Here is a 19,664-nt window from a genome sequence, read left to right as displayed (position 1 = left end):
TCGTCGCGTGCGTACGGACAGCAGACGTGCGTACGGCTTGCACAGGGCGGCCCTGACCGCGGGGGGAGGGCCTGAGGAATACGGGAGTGGCGAGTCCCGCTCAGACGGTGCGACAGAGCATGGCGGCGACGCGGCACAGGTCTACTGCCCGCCGCTTCGTGAGATCCGCCTGTCGCTTCATGCCCTCGATCGTAGGGACGGACAGGCGGCCGTGTCACCGGCGTGTCGTATTTTGAGACGCGATCGTCCGAGATGCGAGACGCGATCACCGTGGGAGAGGGCTCCGGGCGGCTCCGTGCCCAGGCGTCCGGTTCGGCTTCTGCGGATCGGACACCGGTGTCTCAGCATGTGGCCCGAGCGGGTGTGGGGGCGCCCCGGCGCCGGGATCCGGGCCGGGGCGGGTCGGCGGGGTCAGCCCGCGAGGACGACGTCCTTGCCGGTCACGGTCACGGCCAGGCCGTCGGGGCGGGGCTCGACCTTCTCCACCCGCATGCCGGCGATCATCCCGATCGGCCGCTCGAAGTCGGTGCGGGCGCGGACCAGCTCCTCCACGCCGGGGATGCCCTCGCCGGGCACCTGGTCGGCGCGGACCCGGATCGTGCCGCCGTCCACGACGGTCACCGTGGAGACGACCGTACGGGTGAGGGTGCGGCCCAGGATCCGGACGCCGCCGGTCACCTTCACCTTGCCGTTCCCGCCGTAGGCGACGGTGGCGCCCTGGTCGGCCGCCGCGGCGTTGAGGTCCGCGTAGGAGATGAGCGCGGTGCCGGAGGCGGAGCCCGCCTTCGCGCCGGCCCAGTCGCCCGTGACGGTCACGTCCCGCAGGACGGCGGTCAGTTCGTCGACCCGGATGCGCCGCGAACCCGCCGTCGTCCGGACGCCCTTCGCAGTCACGTCGACCTCGTCGAACCGCTTGTCCGCGACCTGGGTAAGGAAGGGGAAGCCCTTGATGTCGACGTCCACCGACTCGCTGTCCGCGGCCGACAGCTTCACCCTGCTCGACGCCTCCGACTCGGCGTACGACACGGCCAGCCGGTCGATCCCGACGAGCACCCCGCCCAGCACGACGGCCAGGATCAACAGAATCCGCAGTGCTCGCATGGGATGCGCGTCCCCCCGGTAGGAAGTGTTCGGTCTGCCGGGTCACCTTTCCGGGATCCGGCGTGCAATGCATCGGCCCCCCGACACGAAGATCGACGTGCCGGGGGGCCGGTTGGTTCCCGGGGCCGGGCGGGCCCGGCCGGGAGGCGGCTCAGACCAGGGCGCGGCCGAGCAGGTAGACGGCGGGCGCGGCGGCCGTCAGCGGCAGGGCGACACCGGCGGTCATGTGGACGAAGCGGGACGGGTAGTCGTAGCTCGCCGCCCGCAGGCCGACGAGCGCGCAGACCCCGGCGCCGAGGCCGAGCAGGGCCCCGGAGGAGCCCAGGTCCGTGAGACCGCCGGCGGCGACGCCCGCACCCGCCGCCGCGAGCAGCGCGGCAACCGGGGAGACCGGGCCGGGCAGCGGCAGCGCCCGGGCGAGGACGGCGGCGGCGACCGCGACCCCGCCGACGACCACCGCGTCGGGGTCGGCTCCGAGGAGTCCGGTGGCGACGACGGTCAGCGCCGCGGAGGCGATGGTGGCCATCAGCCCGTACATCCGCTCGTCCGGGTCCGCGTGGCTGCGGAGCTGGAGGACGAGGCAGAGCAGCACCCAGACGCCGAGCGTGCCCAGGATCGCGGGCGCCGCGTGCTCCCGGCCGGTGGCGAGGAGGGCGGCGTCGGCCACGAGCCCGCCGGCGAACGCGAGCGCGATGCCCTGGCGGGCCGGCCACATGCCGTTGAGCCGGAACCAGCCGGCGGCGGTCAGGCCCTGGAGCAGGACCAGCGGGACGAGCAGCCCGTACGAGCCGACCGCGGCGCCGCCCGCGAGCAGCAGACCGAGGACGGCGGTCAGCACCGCCGGCCGCATGCCGGGGTCGATGATCGGCGACCGGCCCTCGGCCCGGGCCCGCTGCGCGTCCGTGATCCGGGTGTTCCCCGAGGTCGTGGGCGAGGAGTACGCGGGTCCCGCCGCCTCAGGGGCGGGCGCGGCGGGCGCCGCCGCGGCCGGAGCGGCTGCCTGGAAGGGCTCCTGGACCGGCGTCCGGGCGGCCGGCTGCTCGTGACCGGCGTAGTAGCCGCCCTGACCGAGGTCCTGTCCGACGCCCTGGCCGGGAGCCTGGCCGACGCCGTGCCCGACGCCCTGGCCGAGACCCTGGTCCCCGTACGCCGGGTACTGCTCGTACGGCTGCGGATACGCCTGGTCCTGCGCCCCGTAGGCCGCCGGGGCCTGGCCGGCCTGCGCCTGCGCCTGCGCGGCCCGCGCGGCCCGGACCTGCTCGTGCGAGAGGGCGGGCTGGTACTGGGTGTCCCAGGTCTGGCCCTCCCACGTCTGCGTGACGTCGGGACCCTGCTGCTGCCCGTTCGCGTACGGGTCGTACGGCTGCTGCCCGCCGTAGTACTGGTCATTGCTCATGTCGTGGGGTTCACCCTCCTGCGAACGGGGGGAGCACCTCGACCGTGCCGCCCTCGGCAAGCCGTACCGTCTCATGGCTCCGGGTCCCGACGGGGTCGCCGTCGACCAGGAACGAGCACCGCCGGAGGACCTGCGCCAGCTCGCCCGGGTGCTTCGCGCGGACCGCGTCCAGCGCCTCCGCCAGGTGTTCGGCGGCGTACGGCTCCTCGGCGACCCCGGCGGCGGCCTTGGCCGCGGCCCAGTAGCGGATGGTTCCCGCTGCCATAGCGGCGCTCCCTTCGTTCGTGTGCGCGCCGCCCCCCATGATGGGCTATGCGCGCGTGAGCCAGTCCCCGAGCCGGCCGAGCAGCTCCTCGTCCGCCGCGTTCTCGGCGTGGCCCATGCCCCGCTCCACCCACAGCTCCGCGTCACCGGCGCCGGCCAGCATCCGCGGGTGGTCGAGCGGGAAGTAGGCGTCCCGGTCGCCGTGCACGATCAGCAGCGGGGTCGGCGCGATCAGCGGCACCGCGGCCACCGGCGAGAGCGGCACCGGGTCCCAGGCGCGCCGCTGGATCCGGACGCGCAGCCCGTAGCGGCCGACCAGCCGCCCCGCCGGCCGGGTGACGACCCAGTGGACCCGGCGCATCGGGGCCGTGCCCCGGTAGTACCAGCGGGCCGGGGAGGAGACCGAGGCGACCGCGTCCGCGCTCCCCTCCGTGCCCCGCTCCAGGGCCGCGTGGCGCAGCACGACGGAGCCGCCCATGGAGAAGCCGACCGTCGCCACGCGCGTGTGGCCGAGCTCACGGGCCCAGCGGACGGCGGCGGACAGGTCGAGGACCTCGCGGTCGCCGACGGTCGAGAGGCCGCCGGAGCCCCCGTGCCCGCGGAACGAGAAGGTGACGACGGACGCGCCGCGCTCGGCCAGGACGCGGGCGGCGCGGCGGACGGCGGGCCGGTCCGCCGCCCCCGTGAAGCCGTGGGCGACGACCACCGCCGTACCGGTGTCCGCCGAATCGGTGACACTTGCCGCGGAGGGTTCGTAAACCGCCTCGATACGGACACCGTCATCGGTACGCAACATCGCGCGCCGGGGCATCCGGTGATGGACGGAAGTGAGCCAGGGAACATCCAGGATGTGAAATCGGCCCTCTGCCTCGGAACTCATGTGGGCTATTCTGCTTGCCAGAGGATCCGGGCAACGCAGCCCCCGGGTCCTTTTGTGTTTTCCGACCGTTGTTACGGACGGATGAACAAAAGCTCTCAGGGCGCGAGAGCCACACGTGAGCACACATAGACGTCCTCGCAGGGACCGAGGAGGAACCGACGTCATGGACGAGCGAACGACGCACCACGGACCGACGAACCGGGCAGGTGGGGAGCGATGAGCTCACTGCTGCTCCTGACCAACGCCCTCCAGCCGTCGACCGAGGTGCTCCCCGCACTCGGCCTGCTGCTGCACAACGTCCGGGTCGCCCCGGCCGAGGGCCCCGCCCTCGTGGACACCCCCGGCGCGGACGTGATCCTCGTCGACGGGCGGCGCGACCTCCCCCAGGTCCGTTCGCTCTGCCAGCTGCTGCGGTCCACCGGGCCCGGCTGTCCGCTGATCCTCGTCGTCACGGAGGGCGGCCTCGCGGCCGTCACCGCCGACTGGGGCATCGACGACGTCCTGCTCGACACCGCGGGGCCCGCCGAGGTCGAGGCGCGGCTCAGGCTCGCGATGGGCCGCCAGCAGATCGTCTCCGACGACTCCCCCATGGAGATCCGCAACGGCGACCTGTCGGTCGACGAGGCGACGTACAGCGCGAAGCTCAAGGGCAGGGTCCTGGACCTGACCTTCAAGGAGTTCGAGCTCCTGAAGTACCTGGCCCAGCACCCGGGCCGGGTCTTCACCCGCGCCCAGCTCCTGCAGGAGGTGTGGGGGTACGACTACTTCGGCGGCACCCGGACGGTCGACGTCCACGTCCGGCGGCTCCGGGCCAAGCTCGGCCCCGAGCACGAGTCGCTGATCGGCACCGTCCGCAACGTCGGCTACCGCTTCGTCACCCCGGAGAAGGTCGAGCGGGCCGCCGAGGAGGCACGCGCCAAGGAAGAGGCCCGCGCGGGCGCCCAGGTCAAGGACGCTCCGGCGGATGCCACCCGTGCGGAGGACAGGAACGTGGCGGATGCCACAGTGCGACCTGCCGGTAGGTAGGTCACCCCGCGTAGACTGCCGCGCGTGGCCAAGGTGACGCGGGATGACGTAGCTCGACTGGCAGGTACTTCTACCGCGGTCGTGAGCTACGTCATCAACAACGGACCCCGGCCGGTCGCCCCGGCCACGCGCGAGCGTGTCCTCGCCGCCATCAAGGAGCTGGGCTACCGCCCGGACCGGGTGGCCCAGGCGATGGCCTCGCGGCGCACCGACCTCATAGGCATGATCGTCCCGGACGCCCGGCAGCCGTTCTTCGCGGAGATGGCGCACGCGGTCGAGCAGGCCGCCGCCGAGCGCGGGAAGATGGTGCTCGTCGGCAACTCCGACTACCGCACCGAGCGCGAGGTCCACTACCTGCGCGCCTTCCTCGGGATGCGGGTCTCCGGGCTGATCCTGGTCAGCCAGGGCATGAGCGAGCAGGCCGCGAGCGAGATCGAGGCATGGGACGCGCGCGTGGTGCTGCTGCACGAGCGGCCCGAGGCCATCGACGACGTCGCCGTCGTCACCGACGACATCGGCGGCGCCCAGCTCGTCACCCGTCACCTCCTGGAGCACGGTCACCCGTACGTGGCGTGCCTCGGCGGCGTCCCCAACACCCCGGCCGTCGGCGACCCGGTCGCCGACCACGTCGAGGGCTGGCGGCGCGCCATGGTCGAGGCCGGGCGCTCCACCGAGGGCCGGCTCTTCGAGGCCCCGTACAACCGCTACGACGCCTACCAGGTGGCGCTGAAGCTGCTGGCCGGCCCGGACAGGCCGCCGGCCATCTTCTGCTCCACCGACGACCAGGCGTTCGGCGTCCTCAGGGCCGCGCGCGAGCTGCGCATCGAGGTGCCGACCGAGCTCGCCGTCGCCGGCTTCGACGACGTGAAGGAGGCGGCGCTCACCGATCCGCCGCTGACCACGATCTCCTCGGACCGGCCGGCGATGGCCCGGGCCGCCGTGGACCTCGTCCTCGACGACTCGATCCGGGTCGCGGGCTCGCGCCGCGAGCGGGTGAGGCTCTTCCCGTCGGCCCTGGTCGTCCGCCGCTCCTGCGGCTGCCACGAGTAGCCGCTCCCCGGACCTTCCTCCCACCCGGCACCCGAGGCCCGCCCACGGGTCTTTATATCGGGCATACAGGGTTCTGTCGGGCTTCTCAGCCGGTCCTCAGACGTCTCTCATCTACGACTCCGAGAGTCATAGCCATGACGGACTTCCAGGATCAGCACCCGCAGCAGCCCTCCTACCCGCCGAGGCCGCCGTACGATCCGGCGCAGCCGATCACCACCGAGCCCGGCACCACGATCTGGCCGTCCGGCGGTCACGTGCCGCCGCCGGTGGGCCCGCCCGTCGCCGCGGCGGCCACCGGCGCCCCCGCCCCCGGATCACGCCGCCGCGCCAAGCGCGGGGTCGGCCTCATGGCGGCCGTGGCCATCGCGGCCGCGGCCGTCGGCGGCGGTACGGCCACGCTGGTCCAGCAGCTCGCCTCCGACTCCCCCGCCACCGCCTCCTCCGCGGTGAACGGCACCAACGTCTCCGCGAGCAGCACCGGCACCGTCGCCGGCGTCGCGGCCGCCGTCTCCCCCTCCATCGTCGAGATCTCGGCCACCTCCGGCGCGGGCAAGTCGACCGGCTCGGGCGTGATCATCACCTCCGACGGCGAGATCGTCACCAACAACCACGTCATCTCGGGCGCCTCCTCGATCAGCGTCCAGCTCAGCGACGGCAAGACCTACGAGGCGTCCGTCGTCGGCACGGACCCCGACAAGGACCTCGCCCTGATCAAGCTGAAGGGCGCCTCCGGCCTCAGGACGGCGAAGCTCGGCGACTCCTCCAAGGTGCGCGTCGGCGACGAGGTCGTGGCGATCGGCTCCCCCGAGGGCCTGACCGGGACCGTCACCAGCGGCATCGTCTCCGCCCTCGACCGGGACGTCACCGTCGCCAAGGACGACGACGGCCAGGACCAGCGCCAGGAGCAGCAGTACGACCCGCGGCAGGGCTGGCCGTTCGAGTTCGGCGGACAGCAGTTCAACGGCGACACCGGCTCGTCGAAGACCACGTACAAGGCGCTCCAGACCGACGCCTCGCTGAACCCGGGGAATTCCGGCGGTGCGTTGATCAATATGAACGGCGAGATCATCGGAATCAATTCGGCCATGTATTCGCCCAGTTCTTCGAGCGGTTCCACCGCCGGAAGTGTCGGCCTCGGATTCGCCATCCCGGTCGACACCGTGAAGGCCGATCTCGACAGCCTGCGCGCGGGCGGCGGCAGCTGACCGGCCCGCGGACGACATGCGACGCTGAGGCCATGACGGGACAGCAGAACGAAGCCGAGCGCATCCTCATCGTCGACGACGAGCCCGCCGTCCGAGAGGCCCTGCGCCGCAGCCTCGCCTTCGAGGGGTACGGGACGCAGGTCGCCGTCGACGGTCTCGACGCGCTGGGCCTGATGGAGTCGTACGCCCCCGACCTCGTCGTCCTCGACGTCCAGATGCCCCGGATGGACGGGCTCACCGCGGCCCGCCGCATCCGGTCCGGCGGCTCGACCGTGCCGATCCTGATGCTGACCGCCCGCGACACCGTCGGCGACCGGGTCACCGGACTCGACGCGGGCGCGGACGACTACCTGGTCAAGCCGTTCGAGCTGGACGAGCTGTTCGCCCGGATCCGGGCGCTGCTCCGGCGCAGCTCGTACGCCTCGGCCGTCTCCGCCGGCCCGGCCGACGGCGACGTGCTGTCCTTCGAGGACCTCCGGATGGACCTGGCCACCCGCGAGGTCACCCGCGGCGGCCGGACCGTGGAGCTGACCCGCACCGAGTTCACCCTCCTGGAGATGTTCCTGGCGCACCCGCGCCAGGTCCTCACCCGGGAGCAGATCCTCAAGGCCGTGTGGGGCTTCGACTTCGAGCCCAGTTCCAACTCCCTGGACGTGTACGTGATGTATCTGCGGCGCAAGACCGAGGCCGGCGGCGAGCCGCGCCTCGTCCACACGGTGCGGGGCGTGGGCTACGCGCTGCGCGGAGGAGGCGGGGAGTGACCGCTCACCCGGCGGGGCGCCCCCGGCTGCTCCGCCCGCTGGCGTGGTTCCGCTCGCGGCCCCTGCGGTCGCGGCTCGCGCTGCTGACCGCCCTCGCGGTGGCCCTCGCGGTCGCCGCCGTGTCGCTGGCCTGCTGGTTCGTGACCCGCGCCCAGCTGGAGGCCGAGATGGACTCCTCGCTGCGCAGCACCCGGCTGGACCCGAACGGGGTGCAGAGCCTGCTCGCGATGTGCCGGCAGGGCACCACCCCGCCGCCGGTGGCCGGTTCGTACACCGTGCAGGTCGTCCTCGCCAACGGCAGCGTCTGCACCTCCGGCAAGGCGGCCATCCCCGCCGGCCCCGGCGACCTCGGCGTGGCGCGCGGGCAGCTGGAGTCCGCCCTGCACACCGTGAAGGACGACGCCGGGCGCGAGATGCGGGTCTACACCTACCCGCAGGAGGGCCCGATCGGGCTCGCCGTCTCCGTCGCCCGGCCGCTCGAGGAGATCGACAACTCGATGTCCACGCTGCGCTGGGTCCTGCTCCTGGTCTCCGGGATCGGGGTCGTCGGCGCGGGCGCGGCGGGCCTGTGGGTGGCGCGGACCGGGCTGGAGCCGGTGAACCGGCTGACCGACGCGGTCGAGCACGTCGCCGCCACCGAGGACCTGACCGTCCGCATCCCGGTGGAGGGCGAGGACGAGATCGCCCGGCTCTCCCGTTCCTTCAACGCGATGACGGCCGCCCTCGCGACCTCGCGCGACCGGCAGTCCCAGCTGATCGCGGACGCCGGCCACGAGCTGCGGACACCGCTGACCTCGCTCCGGACGAACGTCGAGCTCCTCGCGCGGAGCGAGGAGACCGGCCGCGCGATCCCGCCGGACGACCGGCGGGCCCTGATGTCCTCGGTGAAGGCGCAGATGACGGAGCTTGCCGCGCTGATCGGCGACCTCCAGGAGCTGGCCCGCCCGGACACCCAGCGCCCCGGCCCGCTGGAGGTCGTACCGCTGCACGGCATCCTCCGCTCGGCCCTCGAACGGGCCCGGCTGCGCGGCCCCGAGCTGGTCTTCGTGACGGATCTCGCGCCCTGGTACGTCCGGGCGGAGCCGGCGGCCCTGGAGCGCGCCCTGGTCAACGTCCTGGACAACGCGGTGAAGTTCTCGCCGCCGCGCGGCGAGGTCGAGGTGTCCCTGATGCGGGGCGAGCTCACGGTCCGCGATCACGGTCCCGGCATCCCGCCCGACGAGCTGCCGCACGTCTTCGACCGGTTCTGGCGCTCCCCGTCGGCCCGCAGCCTGCCCGGTTCGGGCCTGGGCCTGTCGATCGTGGCGCGGACGGTCCGGCACGCCGGCGGCACGGTGTCGCTCTCGCCGGCGGCGGGCGGCGGCACCGTGGCGCGGCTCCGGCTGCCCGGGGCCCCGACACCGCCGCCCGAGCTGTCAGTTGTGCCGGAGGAGGGCCTCGACCAGTCCTGACCGGGTGTTCGGGAAGTCCATCGGGACGATCCCGAGCCCGGTCCGGCCGGCCATCTCGGCGCCGTCGAGGAAGCCGTGCACGCGCGGGTTGAGACGGTCGGCGTTCCAGCGGGGCGGGAGCAGCGCGGCGGTCGACACGTGGTTCACGTACAGCCGGCCGGGCTGCGTCGCCGCCTTGCGGAAGTGCGCCTCGACCTTGGGGTACTTGGCACCCGGCTCCGCCATGTAGTCGTCCTGGATGTCGAAGAGGGCGCCGTCGCCGTAGCGGACGCCGGGCAGTCCGCCGTTGTCGGCGAGCAGCACGACCCGGCCGCGGGCCTCGCCCAGGAGCGGCAGCCCGGCGCCGATCCGGAACAGCGGGCGCCAGCCGCGCCGGTCCAGGTAGTCGTCGAAGACGCTCCGGAAGACGGCGTCGGACTCCTCCGAGTACTCCTGCTTGACCCGCATCAGGAGCGTCTCGGAGGGGTGCGCCGCGAGGAAGTCCGCGCAGGCCACGAGGACGTCCCCGAACATCGCGTTCTGGTAGGAGGCCCCGTGGTGGATCGCGAACGACCCGCCCGTGACCCGGCACCGGACGTCCAGGTACCGGATCCCGCTGTCCAGCTGCTGGGCGATCACGCTGTTCTGGCACTCCGTCCACGGCCCGCCGTAGCGGGCGCCCGAGTCGTGCGTGCCGGGGATGGTCAGCCGCTGCAGCGCGGTCCCGTCCCCGTGCCCGCCCATCCACGCGCGCGTGTCCACGGCCGCGGCCGGAGCCGCGCCGACCAGGAGCGCGGCGCCCGCGCCGGCGGCTCCCACGAGAAATCGTCGTCGGTCCATGGCACCGCACTATGGCAGGTACGCATCAACAATCACAGGGTGGGATCACGCCGGAATCCAGGGCGGGAGCACGGCGGGAACCGAGCCGGGAGCCACGCCGAATCCCGGCCGGGAGCACGGCGGGAATCCGGTGGGCCCGGGCCGCGCACGCCAAGGGGGCGGCGGTCCGCCGAGCGGTCCGCCGCCCCCTCAGGGCATGTCCGGTGCTACTGCACGACCGTGATCCGGTTCGCGGCCGGGACGGCCAGCGGCGCGGCGGCCGAGGAGTTGGCCGCCAGGTAGGCGTTGAAGACGTCGAGGTCCGAGGCGCCGACCAGCTTGTTCGTGCCGGTGGCCAGGGCCGCGAAGCCGTCGCCGCCACCCGCGAGGAACTCGTTCATCGCGACGCGGTAGGTCTTCGACGGGTCGATCGCCTCGCCGTTCAGCCTGACCGTGCCGTCGACGACGCGGTCCGCGCCCGCCTTGGTCATGTCGAGCGTGTAGGTGAGGCCCTTCGAGACCTGGAGGATCTTGATCGAGTTCAGGTTCGAGCCGCTGACCTGCTGCTTCAGCGCGGTGATCAGGTTCGCACCGGTCAGGTCGACCACGTTCATCATGTTGGTGAACGGCTGCACGGTGAACGACTCGCCGTACGTCACGACGCCGTTGCCCTCGCTGCCGGAGGCGGCGTACACCAGGTCCGAGCGGATGCCGCCCGGGTTCATCAGGGCCAGCTGGGCGCCGCCCTTGTCCGCCGGGGCCAGGCCCTCCAGCTGCGCGTCGGCGATCAGGTCGCCGAGCGGCTTCTCGTACGCCGTGGAACCGCGGCCGTTGATGTCGGCGGCGATGTAGCCCTGCGGACGGTTGGCGATCGGGGCGGCCAGCGTGCGCCAGTCCTCGATCAGCCGGGTGAGGTCCGCGGCCTTCGGCACGTCGCGCGAGACGACGTGGTTGGCCGAGGCCACCGCCGTGCGGACGATGTCCTTGGTGGCGCGGTCGTACGTCAGCGTCGTGTCCGTGTACAGCTTGCCGAACGAGGACGCCGAGGTCACCAGGCGCGGCTTGCCCGCCGGGTCCGGGATGGAGCAGACGTACGCCTGGTGGGTGTGGCCCGTGACCAGCGCGTCGACCTGCGGCGAGACGTTCTTCGCGATGTCGACGATCGCGCCGGAGACGCCCTCGCCGTCACCGTCGCCGTCGCCGTCGCAGTTGTAGTTGTACGAGGCCGAGGCCGGCATGCCGCCCTCGTGGACCAGGGCCACGATGGACTTGACGCCCTTGCGCTCCAGGACCTTCGTGTACTTGTTGATCGTCTCGACCTCGTCGCCGAACTTGAGGCCCTTGACGCCCTCGGCGGTGACGACGTTCGGGGTGCCCTCCAGGGTCACGCCGATGAAGCCGATCCGGACGCCGTTCTTCTCCCAGATGAAGTACGGGTCGAGCAGCGGCTTGCCGGTCTTCTCCTGCGTCACGTTCGCCGCGAGGTACGGGAAGTCCGCGCCCTTGAACCGCTTGCCCGGGACGTAGCAGCCCGCGGTCGGGTGACAGCCGCCGTTCTGCATCCGGGACAGCTCGCGCGCGCCCTCGTCGAACTCGTGGTTGCCCACCGAGGTGACGTCCAGGTCCAGCTTGTTCAGCGCCCCGATGGTCGGCTCGTCGTGGAAGAGCCCGGACAGCAGCGGCGAGGCGCCGATCATGTCGCCGGCCGCGGCCGTGATCGAGTAGCGGTTCCCCTCCCGCGCCTGGCGCAGGTGCGTGGCGAGGTACTCGACGCCGCCCGCGTCGACCTTCTCCGTCGTCCCGTCCGGCTTCGTCCGGGTCACCTGGCCCGACGAACCCGCCGGCGGCTCCAGGTTGCCGTGCAGGTCGTTGAAGGACAGCAGCTGGACGTCGACCATCCGGCCCCATCCCTTGCCGTGCCCGTACCCGGCGGCGGCGTACTCGTCGCCCGCGGCGCCGGCCGACGGCATCGCCGCCACGAGCGCCCCAACCGTCACAAGTCCCGCTCCGGCGGCCAGAATCCGCCGTGCCGACCTGCTCTTCCTCGGTGTCGCTGCCATCGCTCCCACTGTCCCCTTGCCCCGATTCGCGGCGTTGATCTACACCCCGTTGCGCGTGCAGCCTAGAGTCAACGCGCGTAGCGCAACAGGGGTCAGTGGGTTACAAGACAGTTGCCGCTGGCCGACGAGGTGTCGCCGTAGGCTCGTGTCCATGACTTCCGACGCGGCGCCGGCCCTCGAACCGGGACGGCAGATCCACACGTACGACGAGCTCACGCCGGAGCAGGTCCGGGACGTAATGGAGCTCCTGGAGGCCGCCGACCGGGCGGACGGCATGCACGCCGTGTCCGAGCAGGGGCGGCTGTACCTGCGCCACGGCAGCCGTGAGGGCGTGCGCCACTTCCTCCTGACGGTCGGTCCGCATCTCTACGGATACGCGCAGCTGGAGGAGACCGACCCCATCGAGGCCCCGGCGGCCGAGCTGGTCGTGCACCCCTCCTACCGCGGCCGCGGCCACGGCAGGGCGCTCGGGGCGGCACTGCTGGCGGCGTCCGGCAAGCGGCTGCGGGTGTGGGCGCACGGCGGCAAGGCGGCCGCCCGGCACCTCGCCCAGGTCCTCGGGCTGACCCTCTTCCGCGAACTGCGGCAGCTGCGGCGCCCGCTGGTGCCGCTCGACATCCCGGAGCCGGTGCTGCCGGAGGGCGTCACCGTGCGGACGTTCGCCCCGGGCCAGGACGACGTCGCCTGGCTGGCCGTCAACGCCGCCGCGTTCGCCCACCACCCCGAGCAGGGGTCGCTCACCCAGCGGGACCTCGACGACCGCACGGCCGAGCCGTGGTTCGACCCCAAGGGCTTCTTCCTCGCCGAGAAGGGCGGCTCCCTGGTCGGCTTCCACTGGACGAAGACCCACGCCGAGGAACAGCTCGGCGAGGTGTACGTGGTCGGCATCCTGCCGGAGGCCCAGGGCGGCGGCCTGGGCAAGGCCCTGACCGCGATCGGCCTGCGCCACCTGGCGGCACAGGGGCTGCCGACGGCGATGCTGTACGTCGACGCGGACAACACCGCGGCGGTGACGGTGTACGAGCGGCTGGGCTTCGCCACGCACGAGGTGGACCTGATGTACCGCACGGAGTCCTGAACCCGCGTGTGACGGGGGGCGGTTGACGGGTCCCGTGTGACAGGGGGCGGTTGACACCGCCCCCTTCTTTCCACCACCCTTTCACTACTTGATTAGTGAAAGGGTGGTGGAAAGGATCGTGGTCGAGTACCGCATCGACCGGCGCAGTGGCGTCGCCACCTACCTCCAGATCGTCCAGCAGACGAAACAGGCCCTCCGGATGGGCCTCCTGGAACCAGGCGACCGACTGCCCACCGCACGCGAGGTCGTCGAAGCGACGGCCATCAACCCCAACACGGTCCTCAAGGCATACCGCGAGCTCGAACGCGAGGGCCTCGTCGAGGCCCGCCGCGGCCTCGGCACCTTCGTCCGCGCCACCCTCGGCACCGCCGCCCCCGCCGACTCGCCCCTCCGGGCCGAGCTGACGGACTGGGCCCGCCGAGCCCGGGCGGCCGGACTGGAACGCGAGGACGTGGCCGCGCTCTTCACATCCGTACTGAAGGACCACTTCGAGGGGGAAGACGACCGATGACGAAGGACATCGCCCTGGAGGCAGACCTCCTGGGCAAGCGATACGGGGGAAGGGGCCGCGGCTGGGCGCTGCGGGAGTGCGACTTCACGCTCCCCGCCGGCCGCATATGCGCCCTCGTCGGCCCCAACGGCGCCGGCAAGTCCACCCTGCTCGCCCTCGCGGCCGGGCTGCTGCGCCCCACCGAGGGCCGGATCGAGGCACCCGCCCGCGAGGACCTCGCCTACGTCGCCCAGGAGAAGCCGCTCCACCCCCGGCTCACCGTCGCCGACACCCTGCGCACCGGCCGCGAACTCAACCCGGGCCGCTGGGACGAGGCCGCCGCCCGACGCGTGATCGCCGACGAACTCGACCCGCACACCCTCGTCCGCGACCTCTCCGGCGGCCAGCGCACCCGCGTCGCCCTCGCGCTCGCCCTCGGCAAGCGGGCCGGACTGCTCCTCCTGGACGAGCCGATGGCCGACCTCGACCCGCTCGCCCGCCACCAGCTGATGGGCCTGCTCATGGCCGACGCCGCCGAACGCGGCACGACCGTCGTCATGTCCTCCCACATCCTCACCGAGCTGGAGGGCGCCTGCGACCACCTCCTCCTGCTCCACGGCGGCAGGATCCGCCTCCAGGGAGCCGTCGACGACCTGCTCGCCGCCCACACCCTGCTCCGGGGCCCGGTCGCCGACCTCGCCCCGCACACCGTGGTGGAGTCCCGCACGACAGGCCGTCAGCTCACCGCCCTGATCCGCCGCGAGGGCCCCGTCGAAGGCCCCTGGGAGACTTCCCGGCCCTCCCTGGAGGACCTCCTCCTCGCCCACCTCCGCACCCCCGAAGGAGCCCCGGCATGAGCAGCCTCGCACTCAAGGGCCCCTACTGGGTGACGGTCCGCCAGTACCGGCGGACCCTGTGGCTCGCGGCCGCGGCGGTGGCCGTCTCCCTCACGGTCGTCGGCGGGCTGCGGATCTGGGACGCCCAGACCCCCGACCGCCTCATGGCGGACGGACAGCGGTTCCCCGCCGACGAGAACCGCGGCTACGAGACCCTGCGGTTGGCCATGGAGTACGGGGGCGTCTACCTGCTCCTGCTGCCGCTCCTGGTCGGCGCCTTCGTCGCCGGCCCCCTCGTCGCCCGCGAGTTCGAATCCGGGACGTACCGGCTCTCCCTCACCCAGTCGGTGAGCCCGGTGGCCTGGCTCCGCGCCAAACTCGTCTCCGCGACCGGAGCCGGACTCCTCACCCTCCTCGCCCTCGTGGCCGTCTACCACGTCGGCTGGAACCGGGTCTCGGGCAGCTACGGCCTCAGTTGGGCCGACCGCGGCCCGTACGAGGCCACCGGCGTCGTCCACGTCGCCTACCTGCTCGCCGCGATCGCCGTCGGCGCCCTCCTCGGCCTGCTCGTCCGCCGCACGCTCGTCGCCATGGCCGCCACGGGCGTCGTCATGGGCCTGGTCATGCTCGTCATGGGCACCTTCCGCTGGTCGTTCCTCGGAGTGGAGACGGCCACCGGCCCGGCCGGCCCCACCCTCTGGACGCCCGCCGACGCCCTCGTCATGGACTCGGGCCTGCTCACCGCCTCCGGCGCCCGCTTCGACCGGTCGATCTGCTGGGACGAGGCGGCCCGCACCCCGGGCGTGGACGCCACCGAGGGCCTGTGGGGCAAGGTGGAGGCCCAGTGCCAGGCCCGGCACGGGGTGACCGGCCAGTTCGCGGACTTCCACCCCGCATCCCACTTCTGGCCCACCCAGCTCATCGAGACCGGCATCCTCCTCGCCCTCGCCGCCCTGGCCGCGTACGCCGCGTTCCGCGTCCTGCGCGCCCGCCTCCCGTAGACATCCGTCCACCGGGCCGAACGGCGCCGCGCGAAGGCCCCGGGCCGGAGGACACGCGTAGACCGAACGGGGGCGGGGCCCGGCAAGGGCCCCGCCCCCGATTCCCGTACGACATGTCGTCGTTACCGGCCATTCAGACGCGCTTGCGACGCTCACGCAATGAAGCGCTCCGTGTCCAGCCTCCCCAAAGGGAGACTTCCCTCCCCCACGGCCCGCTCCGACGCGCCCGACCACCCCTTCGCGCGGAAGAATGGGGCCATGAGCAAGCAGCCTGCCGAGGTCCCGGTCCAGTCCTCCGCCACGCCGTCCGCCCAGCCGTCGCTCGGATCCATAGCCGCGCACCGACCGCACGTCGTGAACGCGAACGGCACAGCGGAGCCGGAGCGCGACCTGGACTCCGATCCCGACACCTTCGAGGACGACGGCCCCCTCGGCGACGAGCTGCCGGAGGGACGCTTCCTCGACCGGGAACGCAGCTGGCTCGCGTTCAACGAGCGGGTGCTCGAACTCGCCGAGGACCCCACCACGCCCCTCCTCGAACGGGCGAACTTCCTCGCGATCTTCGCCTCGAACCTGGACGAGTTCTTCATGGTCCGGGTCGCCGGCCTCAAGCGGCGCATCGCCACCGGCGTGGCCACCCGCTCGGCCTCCGGCCTCCAGCCCCGCGAGGTCCTCGACCTGATCTGGACGCGCTCGCGCGAGCTCATGGCCCGCCACGCCGCCTGCTACCAGCAGGACGTGGCCCCGGCCCTGGCCGACGAGGGCATCCACCTGATCCGCTGGCCCGAGCTCACGGAGAAGGAGCAGGCGCGGCTCTTCACCCTCTTCCGCCAGCAGATCTTCCCCGTGCTGACCCCGCTGGCCGTGGACCCGGCACACCCCTTCCCGTACATCTCCGGCCTCAGCCTCAACCTCGCCGTCGTCGTACGGAACCCGGTCAGCGGCCACCGCCACTTCGCGCGCGTGAAGGTGCCGCCGCTGCTGTCCCGCTTCCTGGAGGCGTCCCCGCAGCGGTACGTGCCGCTGGAGGACGTCATCGCGGCACACCTGGAGGAGCTCTTCCCCGGCATGGAGGTGCTCGCCCACCACATGTTCCGGGTGACGCGCAACGAGGACCTGGAGGTCGAGGAGGACGACGCCGAGAACCTGCTCCAGGCCCTGGAGAAGGAGCTCATGCGGCGCCGCTTCGGCCCGCCGGTGCGCCTGGAGGTCGAGGAGTCCATCGACCCCTACGTCCTGGACCTGCTCGTCCGCGAGCTGAAGATCTCCGACGCCGAGGTCTACCCGCTGCCCGGCCCGCTGGACCTCACCGGGCTCTTCGGCATCGCCGGGCAGGACCGGCCCGAGCTGAAGTACCCGAAGTTCATCGCCGGCACCCACCGTGACCTCGCCGAGGTCGAGTCCGCCTCCGCGCCCGACATCTTCGCCGCGCTGCGCGAGCGGGACGTGCTCCTGCACCACCCGTACGACAGCTTCTCCACCTCCGTCCAGGCATTCCTGGAGCAGGCGGCCGCCGACCCCGACGTCCTCGCGATCAAGCAGACGCTCTACCGCACCTCCGGCGACTCCCCGATAGTGGACGCCCTCATCGACGCCGCCGAGTCCGGCAAGCAGGTCCTCGTCCTCGTCGAGATCAAGGCCCGCTTCGACGAACAGGCCAACATCAAGTGGGCGCGCAAGCTGGAGGAGTCCGGCTGCCACGTCGTCTACGGCCTCGTCGGCCTGAAGACCCACTGCAAGCTGTCGCTCGTCGTCCGCCAGGAGGGCGAGCTGCTGCGCCGCTACTCCCACGTCGGCACCGGCAACTACCACCCCAAGACCGCCCGCCTGTACGAGGACCTCGGCCTGCTCACCGCGGACCCGCAGGTCGGCGCGGACCTCTCCGACCTCTTCAACCGGCTCTCCGGCTACTCCCGCCGCGAGACCTACCGGCGCCTGCTGACCGCCCCCAAGTCGCTGCGGGACGGGCTGGTCTCCCGGATCACCAAGGAGATCGCCCACCACCGCGCCGGCCGGCCCGCCTACGTGCGGATCAAGGTCAACTCGATGGTCGACGAGGCCGTCATCGACGCCTGCTACCAGGCGTCCCGGGCGGGAGTCCCCGTCGACATCTGGGTCCGCGGCATCTGCGCCGTACGCCCCGGCGTCGCCGGCCTCTCCGAGAACATCCGGGTCCGCTCGGTCCTCGGCCGCTTCCTGGAGCACTCCCGGATCTTCGCCTTCGGCAACGGCGGCGAACCCGAGGTGTGGTTCGGCAGCGCCGACATGATGCACCGCAACCTGGACCGCCGGATCGAGGCCCTCGTACGGGTCAGCGACCCGGCCCACCGGGCCGCCCTCACCCGGCTCCTGGAGACCGGGATGTCCGACACCACCTCCTCCTGGCACCTCGGCCCCGACGGGAACTGGACGCGCCACGCGACCGACCCCGAGGGCAGGCCGCTGCGGCACGTCCAGGAGATGCTCATCGACGCGCGGAGGCGCCGGCGTGCACAACCCTGACCACTCCCGGGACGTCACGGCGGGCGAGGTCCTCGCCCCCTACCTGCACGGGCGGGCCGCGGACTTCCTCCGCGGCCTGCGCCTGCACGGCGAGAGCGGCTCGGACACGGCCGGAGCGGAGGAGGCCGCCCGCACGCTGCGCGGCGCGGCCCGCCGCATCAGCGGCACCCTCCACACCTTCCGGCCGCTCCTCGACACCGCCTGGGCCGACCAGCTGCGCACCGAACTCGCCTGGCTCTCCGGGACCCTGGCCCTCGAACACGCCTGCACGTCCCGCCTGGTCCGGCTGGTGGACGCGCTGTCCCGGCTGTCGAACGCGGGCGGCGCGGGCCCCGTCCCCGCCGCCCGCGGCGGCGCGTCGACCGGACTCTCCGTCGGCGCCGCCCGCGCCGGCGCCCTCCTCGAACGGCAGCTGACCCTGGCCCGGACGCGTGCCCACTCCGCCGCCCTCCAGGCCCTCGGCTCGGCCCGCTTCCACGCCGTCGCCGACGCCGTCGCCCTCCTCGCCTCCGAGGTGCCCCTCGGCCCCGCCGGCTCGGCACCCGCCGTCGAGGTCCTCGACGGCCCCGCCGAGGTCGCCGAACGACGCCTCCTCGACGCGGTCGCCGCCCTGCCCCTCACCCGGGCCGCCCACCCGTACAACGCCGAGGCCCTCGGCCTCGACGCCGGCGACGGCCAGGACGCCCCCTGGCACCAGACCCGCCTCCTGCTGCGCCTCCACCGCTACGCCTCCGAGGCCCTGCACACCGGCGGCGAACCCGGCTCCGTCCTGTACGAGGCCGCCCGCGCCCTCGACCGGCACCGCGACGCCGCCGAGGCGGCGGCGGCGGCCGCCGCCGCCGCCCGCACGCCCCGGATCGCCCCCGCCACCGCGTACGCCCTCGGCGTCCTCCACGCCGACCAGCGCCATGACGTCGAAGCCGCCCGGTTCGCCTTCCAGCGCGCCTGGCGCACCACGACGGCCCCGGTCCCGTGAACGACGACCCACGGCCGATCCTCGCGGCGGGCTGCGTCCTGTGGCGCCCGGCGGTTTCCGGCCACGGCATCGAGATCGCCCTCGTCCACCGGCCCAAGTGGGACGACTGGTCGCACCCGAAGGGAAAACGCAAGCGCGGCGAGTCCGCCGAGGCGTGCGCGCTGCGCGAGGTACGGGAGGAGACGGGCCGCGACTGCGAGCTCGGCACCCGCCTGGCCACCGTCCGCTACACGGTCGCCGGGCGCCCCAAAGAGGTCGCCTACTGGTCCGCCCGTGCCCTCTCCGGCGCCTTCACCCCCTCCGACGAGGTCGACGCCCTCCTCTGGCTGCCCCCCTCCGCCGCCCGCGCCCGCCTCACCCAACCCCGAGACCGCACCCTCCTCGACAACGCCCTCCCCTAACCCACCCCCGTTGCGGGCCCGCGCCCCACCCCGGCGTGCCCCGGCGTGCCCCGTTGTGGGCAACTGTTCCGCTGGGGCGGAACGGGTGGGCACAACCCACGACGGCGCAGCACACGGGGTCCGGGCCCAGGCACGGAAGCCTCGCCCCGGCAAGGGGGCGCCGTCCCGTGCGCCCACCCTCCCCCAAGCTCTCGGCTTCGCTCGAGCAGGGGGACCCCCATCGCCCCAGCGGGACGATTGCCCACACGGGGGGTGGACCAGGGGACGGGCGCACCGCCCCGCGGAGGGGCGCGCCCCCGCCAAGAAGCACCGCCCCCACCGAGCGGCCGGGCCGCACAAGAACCAACCGCCCCCCCAAGGCCCCCGCACCCGGGCTTCCGGCACGGTT

The 19,664-nt window shown here is 73.1% G+C and carries 19 protein-coding genes; 12 read left to right on the top strand and 7 right to left on the bottom strand.

The window, feature by feature from the left end; translation table 11 throughout:
• Positions 1-100: 100 nt before the first annotated feature.
• The 5 genes from AB0424_RS21740 to AB0424_RS21720 all read right to left on the bottom strand — a co-directional run bounded on the left by AB0424_RS21740 (position 101) and on the right by AB0424_RS21720 (position 3,641).
• The gene (locus tag AB0424_RS21740; protein WP_350203226.1) at positions 101-181 is read right to left on the bottom strand and encodes a putative leader peptide; all 81 of its coding nucleotides are present in this window, start codon (positions 179-181) and stop codon (positions 101-103) included.
• 230 nt (positions 182-411) lie between these two features.
• Positions 412-1,101: a DUF2993 domain-containing protein gene (locus AB0424_RS21735; RefSeq protein WP_366307826.1), complete on the bottom strand. Its 690-nt coding sequence runs from the start codon at positions 1,099-1,101 to the stop codon at positions 412-414.
• A 151-nt stretch (positions 1,102-1,252) separates the two neighbouring features.
• Positions 1,253-2,497: a hypothetical protein gene (locus AB0424_RS21730; protein ID WP_366307824.1), complete on the bottom strand. Its 1,245-nt coding sequence runs from the start codon at positions 2,495-2,497 to the stop codon at positions 1,253-1,255.
• 10 nt (positions 2,498-2,507) lie between these two features.
• Positions 2,508-2,762, bottom strand: a complete 255-nt coding sequence (locus AB0424_RS21725) for a MoaD/ThiS family protein (RefSeq protein WP_161374566.1) — start codon at positions 2,760-2,762, stop codon at positions 2,508-2,510.
• Positions 2,763-2,807: 45 nt separating this feature from the next.
• Complete coding sequence (locus AB0424_RS21720) at positions 2,808-3,641, bottom strand: alpha/beta fold hydrolase (RefSeq protein WP_366307822.1); 834 nt, start codon at positions 3,639-3,641, stop codon at positions 2,808-2,810.
• A gap of 216 nt (positions 3,642-3,857) precedes the next feature.
• On the opposite strand from AB0424_RS21720, the gene AB0424_RS21715 reads away from it, so the two are divergent.
• The 5 genes from AB0424_RS21715 to AB0424_RS21695 all read left to right on the top strand — a co-directional run bounded on the left by AB0424_RS21715 (position 3,858) and on the right by AB0424_RS21695 (position 9,134).
• Complete coding sequence (locus tag AB0424_RS21715; RefSeq protein ID WP_366307820.1) at positions 3,858-4,667, top strand: response regulator transcription factor; 810 nt, start codon at positions 3,858-3,860, stop codon at positions 4,665-4,667.
• Positions 4,668-4,691: 24 nt separating this feature from the next.
• The gene (locus tag AB0424_RS21710; protein WP_366307818.1) at positions 4,692-5,717 is read left to right on the top strand and encodes a LacI family DNA-binding transcriptional regulator; all 1,026 of its coding nucleotides are present in this window, start codon (positions 4,692-4,694) and stop codon (positions 5,715-5,717) included.
• 134 nt (positions 5,718-5,851) lie between these two features.
• A complete protein-coding gene (locus tag AB0424_RS21705; RefSeq protein ID WP_366307816.1) occupies positions 5,852-6,922 on the top strand; it encodes a trypsin-like peptidase domain-containing protein in 1,071 nt (356 codons plus the stop codon).
• A 32-nt stretch (positions 6,923-6,954) separates the two neighbouring features.
• Positions 6,955-7,683, top strand: a complete 729-nt coding sequence (locus AB0424_RS21700; RefSeq protein WP_366307814.1) for a response regulator transcription factor — start codon at positions 6,955-6,957, stop codon at positions 7,681-7,683.
• The gene (locus AB0424_RS21695) at positions 7,680-9,134 is read left to right on the top strand and encodes a HAMP domain-containing sensor histidine kinase (protein ID WP_366307812.1); all 1,455 of its coding nucleotides are present in this window, start codon (positions 7,680-7,682) and stop codon (positions 9,132-9,134) included. Before AB0424_RS21700 ends, AB0424_RS21695 begins: the two co-directional genes overlap by 4 nt.
• On the opposite strand, the gene AB0424_RS21690 is transcribed toward AB0424_RS21695, so the two are convergent.
• Positions 9,099-9,953, bottom strand: coding sequence for a phosphatidylinositol-specific phospholipase C (locus AB0424_RS21690; protein ID WP_366307810.1), 855 nt, complete (start codon positions 9,951-9,953; stop codon positions 9,099-9,101). The two genes, AB0424_RS21695 and AB0424_RS21690, sit on opposite strands and share 36 nt — an antisense overlap.
• Positions 9,954-10,159: 206 nt before the next feature.
• Complete coding sequence (locus tag AB0424_RS21685; protein ID WP_366307808.1) at positions 10,160-11,992, bottom strand: bifunctional metallophosphatase/5'-nucleotidase; 1,833 nt, start codon at positions 11,990-11,992, stop codon at positions 10,160-10,162.
• Between the two features lie 151 nt (positions 11,993-12,143).
• Here AB0424_RS21685 and mshD point away from each other — a divergent pair, with 151 nt between their 5' ends.
• The 7 genes from mshD to AB0424_RS21650 all read left to right on the top strand — a co-directional run bounded on the left by mshD (position 12,144) and on the right by AB0424_RS21650 (position 19,276).
• Complete coding sequence (gene mshD, locus AB0424_RS21680; RefSeq protein ID WP_366307806.1) at positions 12,144-13,070, top strand: mycothiol synthase; 927 nt, start codon at positions 12,144-12,146, stop codon at positions 13,068-13,070.
• Between the two features lie 118 nt (positions 13,071-13,188).
• On the top strand, positions 13,189-13,581 hold the full coding sequence (locus tag AB0424_RS21675; RefSeq protein WP_366308139.1) for a GntR family transcriptional regulator: 393 nt from the start codon (positions 13,189-13,191) through the stop codon (positions 13,579-13,581).
• Positions 13,578-14,417, top strand: a complete 840-nt coding sequence (locus AB0424_RS21670) for an ABC transporter ATP-binding protein (protein WP_366307804.1) — start codon at positions 13,578-13,580, stop codon at positions 14,415-14,417. The genes AB0424_RS21675 and AB0424_RS21670 overlap by 4 nt, the downstream gene beginning before the upstream one ends.
• A complete protein-coding gene (locus AB0424_RS21665) occupies positions 14,414-15,397 on the top strand; it encodes an ABC transporter permease (protein ID WP_366307802.1) in 984 nt (327 codons plus the stop codon). Before AB0424_RS21670 ends, AB0424_RS21665 begins: the two co-directional genes overlap by 4 nt.
• Before the next feature lie 258 nt (positions 15,398-15,655).
• Positions 15,656-17,899 (top strand): RNA degradosome polyphosphate kinase, encoded by a 2,244-nt coding sequence (locus AB0424_RS21660; protein ID WP_366307800.1) that lies wholly within the window; start codon positions 15,656-15,658, stop codon positions 17,897-17,899.
• Positions 17,886-18,875: a CHAD domain-containing protein gene (locus AB0424_RS21655; protein ID WP_366307798.1), complete on the top strand. Its 990-nt coding sequence runs from the start codon at positions 17,886-17,888 to the stop codon at positions 18,873-18,875. The genes AB0424_RS21660 and AB0424_RS21655 overlap by 14 nt, the downstream gene beginning before the upstream one ends.
• The gene (locus AB0424_RS21650) at positions 18,872-19,276 is read left to right on the top strand and encodes an NUDIX hydrolase (RefSeq protein WP_366307796.1); all 405 of its coding nucleotides are present in this window, start codon (positions 18,872-18,874) and stop codon (positions 19,274-19,276) included. Before AB0424_RS21655 ends, AB0424_RS21650 begins: the two co-directional genes overlap by 4 nt.
• Positions 19,277-19,664 lie beyond the last annotated feature (388 nt).

Origin of the sequence: Streptomyces sp. NPDC051180 (genome assembly GCF_040689545.1) — a bacterium.
Lineage (GTDB): Bacteria > Actinomycetota > Actinomycetes > Streptomycetales > Streptomycetaceae > Streptomyces.
The sequence above is the reverse complement of the archived record's forward strand: the minus strand, read 5'-3'. Positions and strand labels throughout refer to the sequence as shown.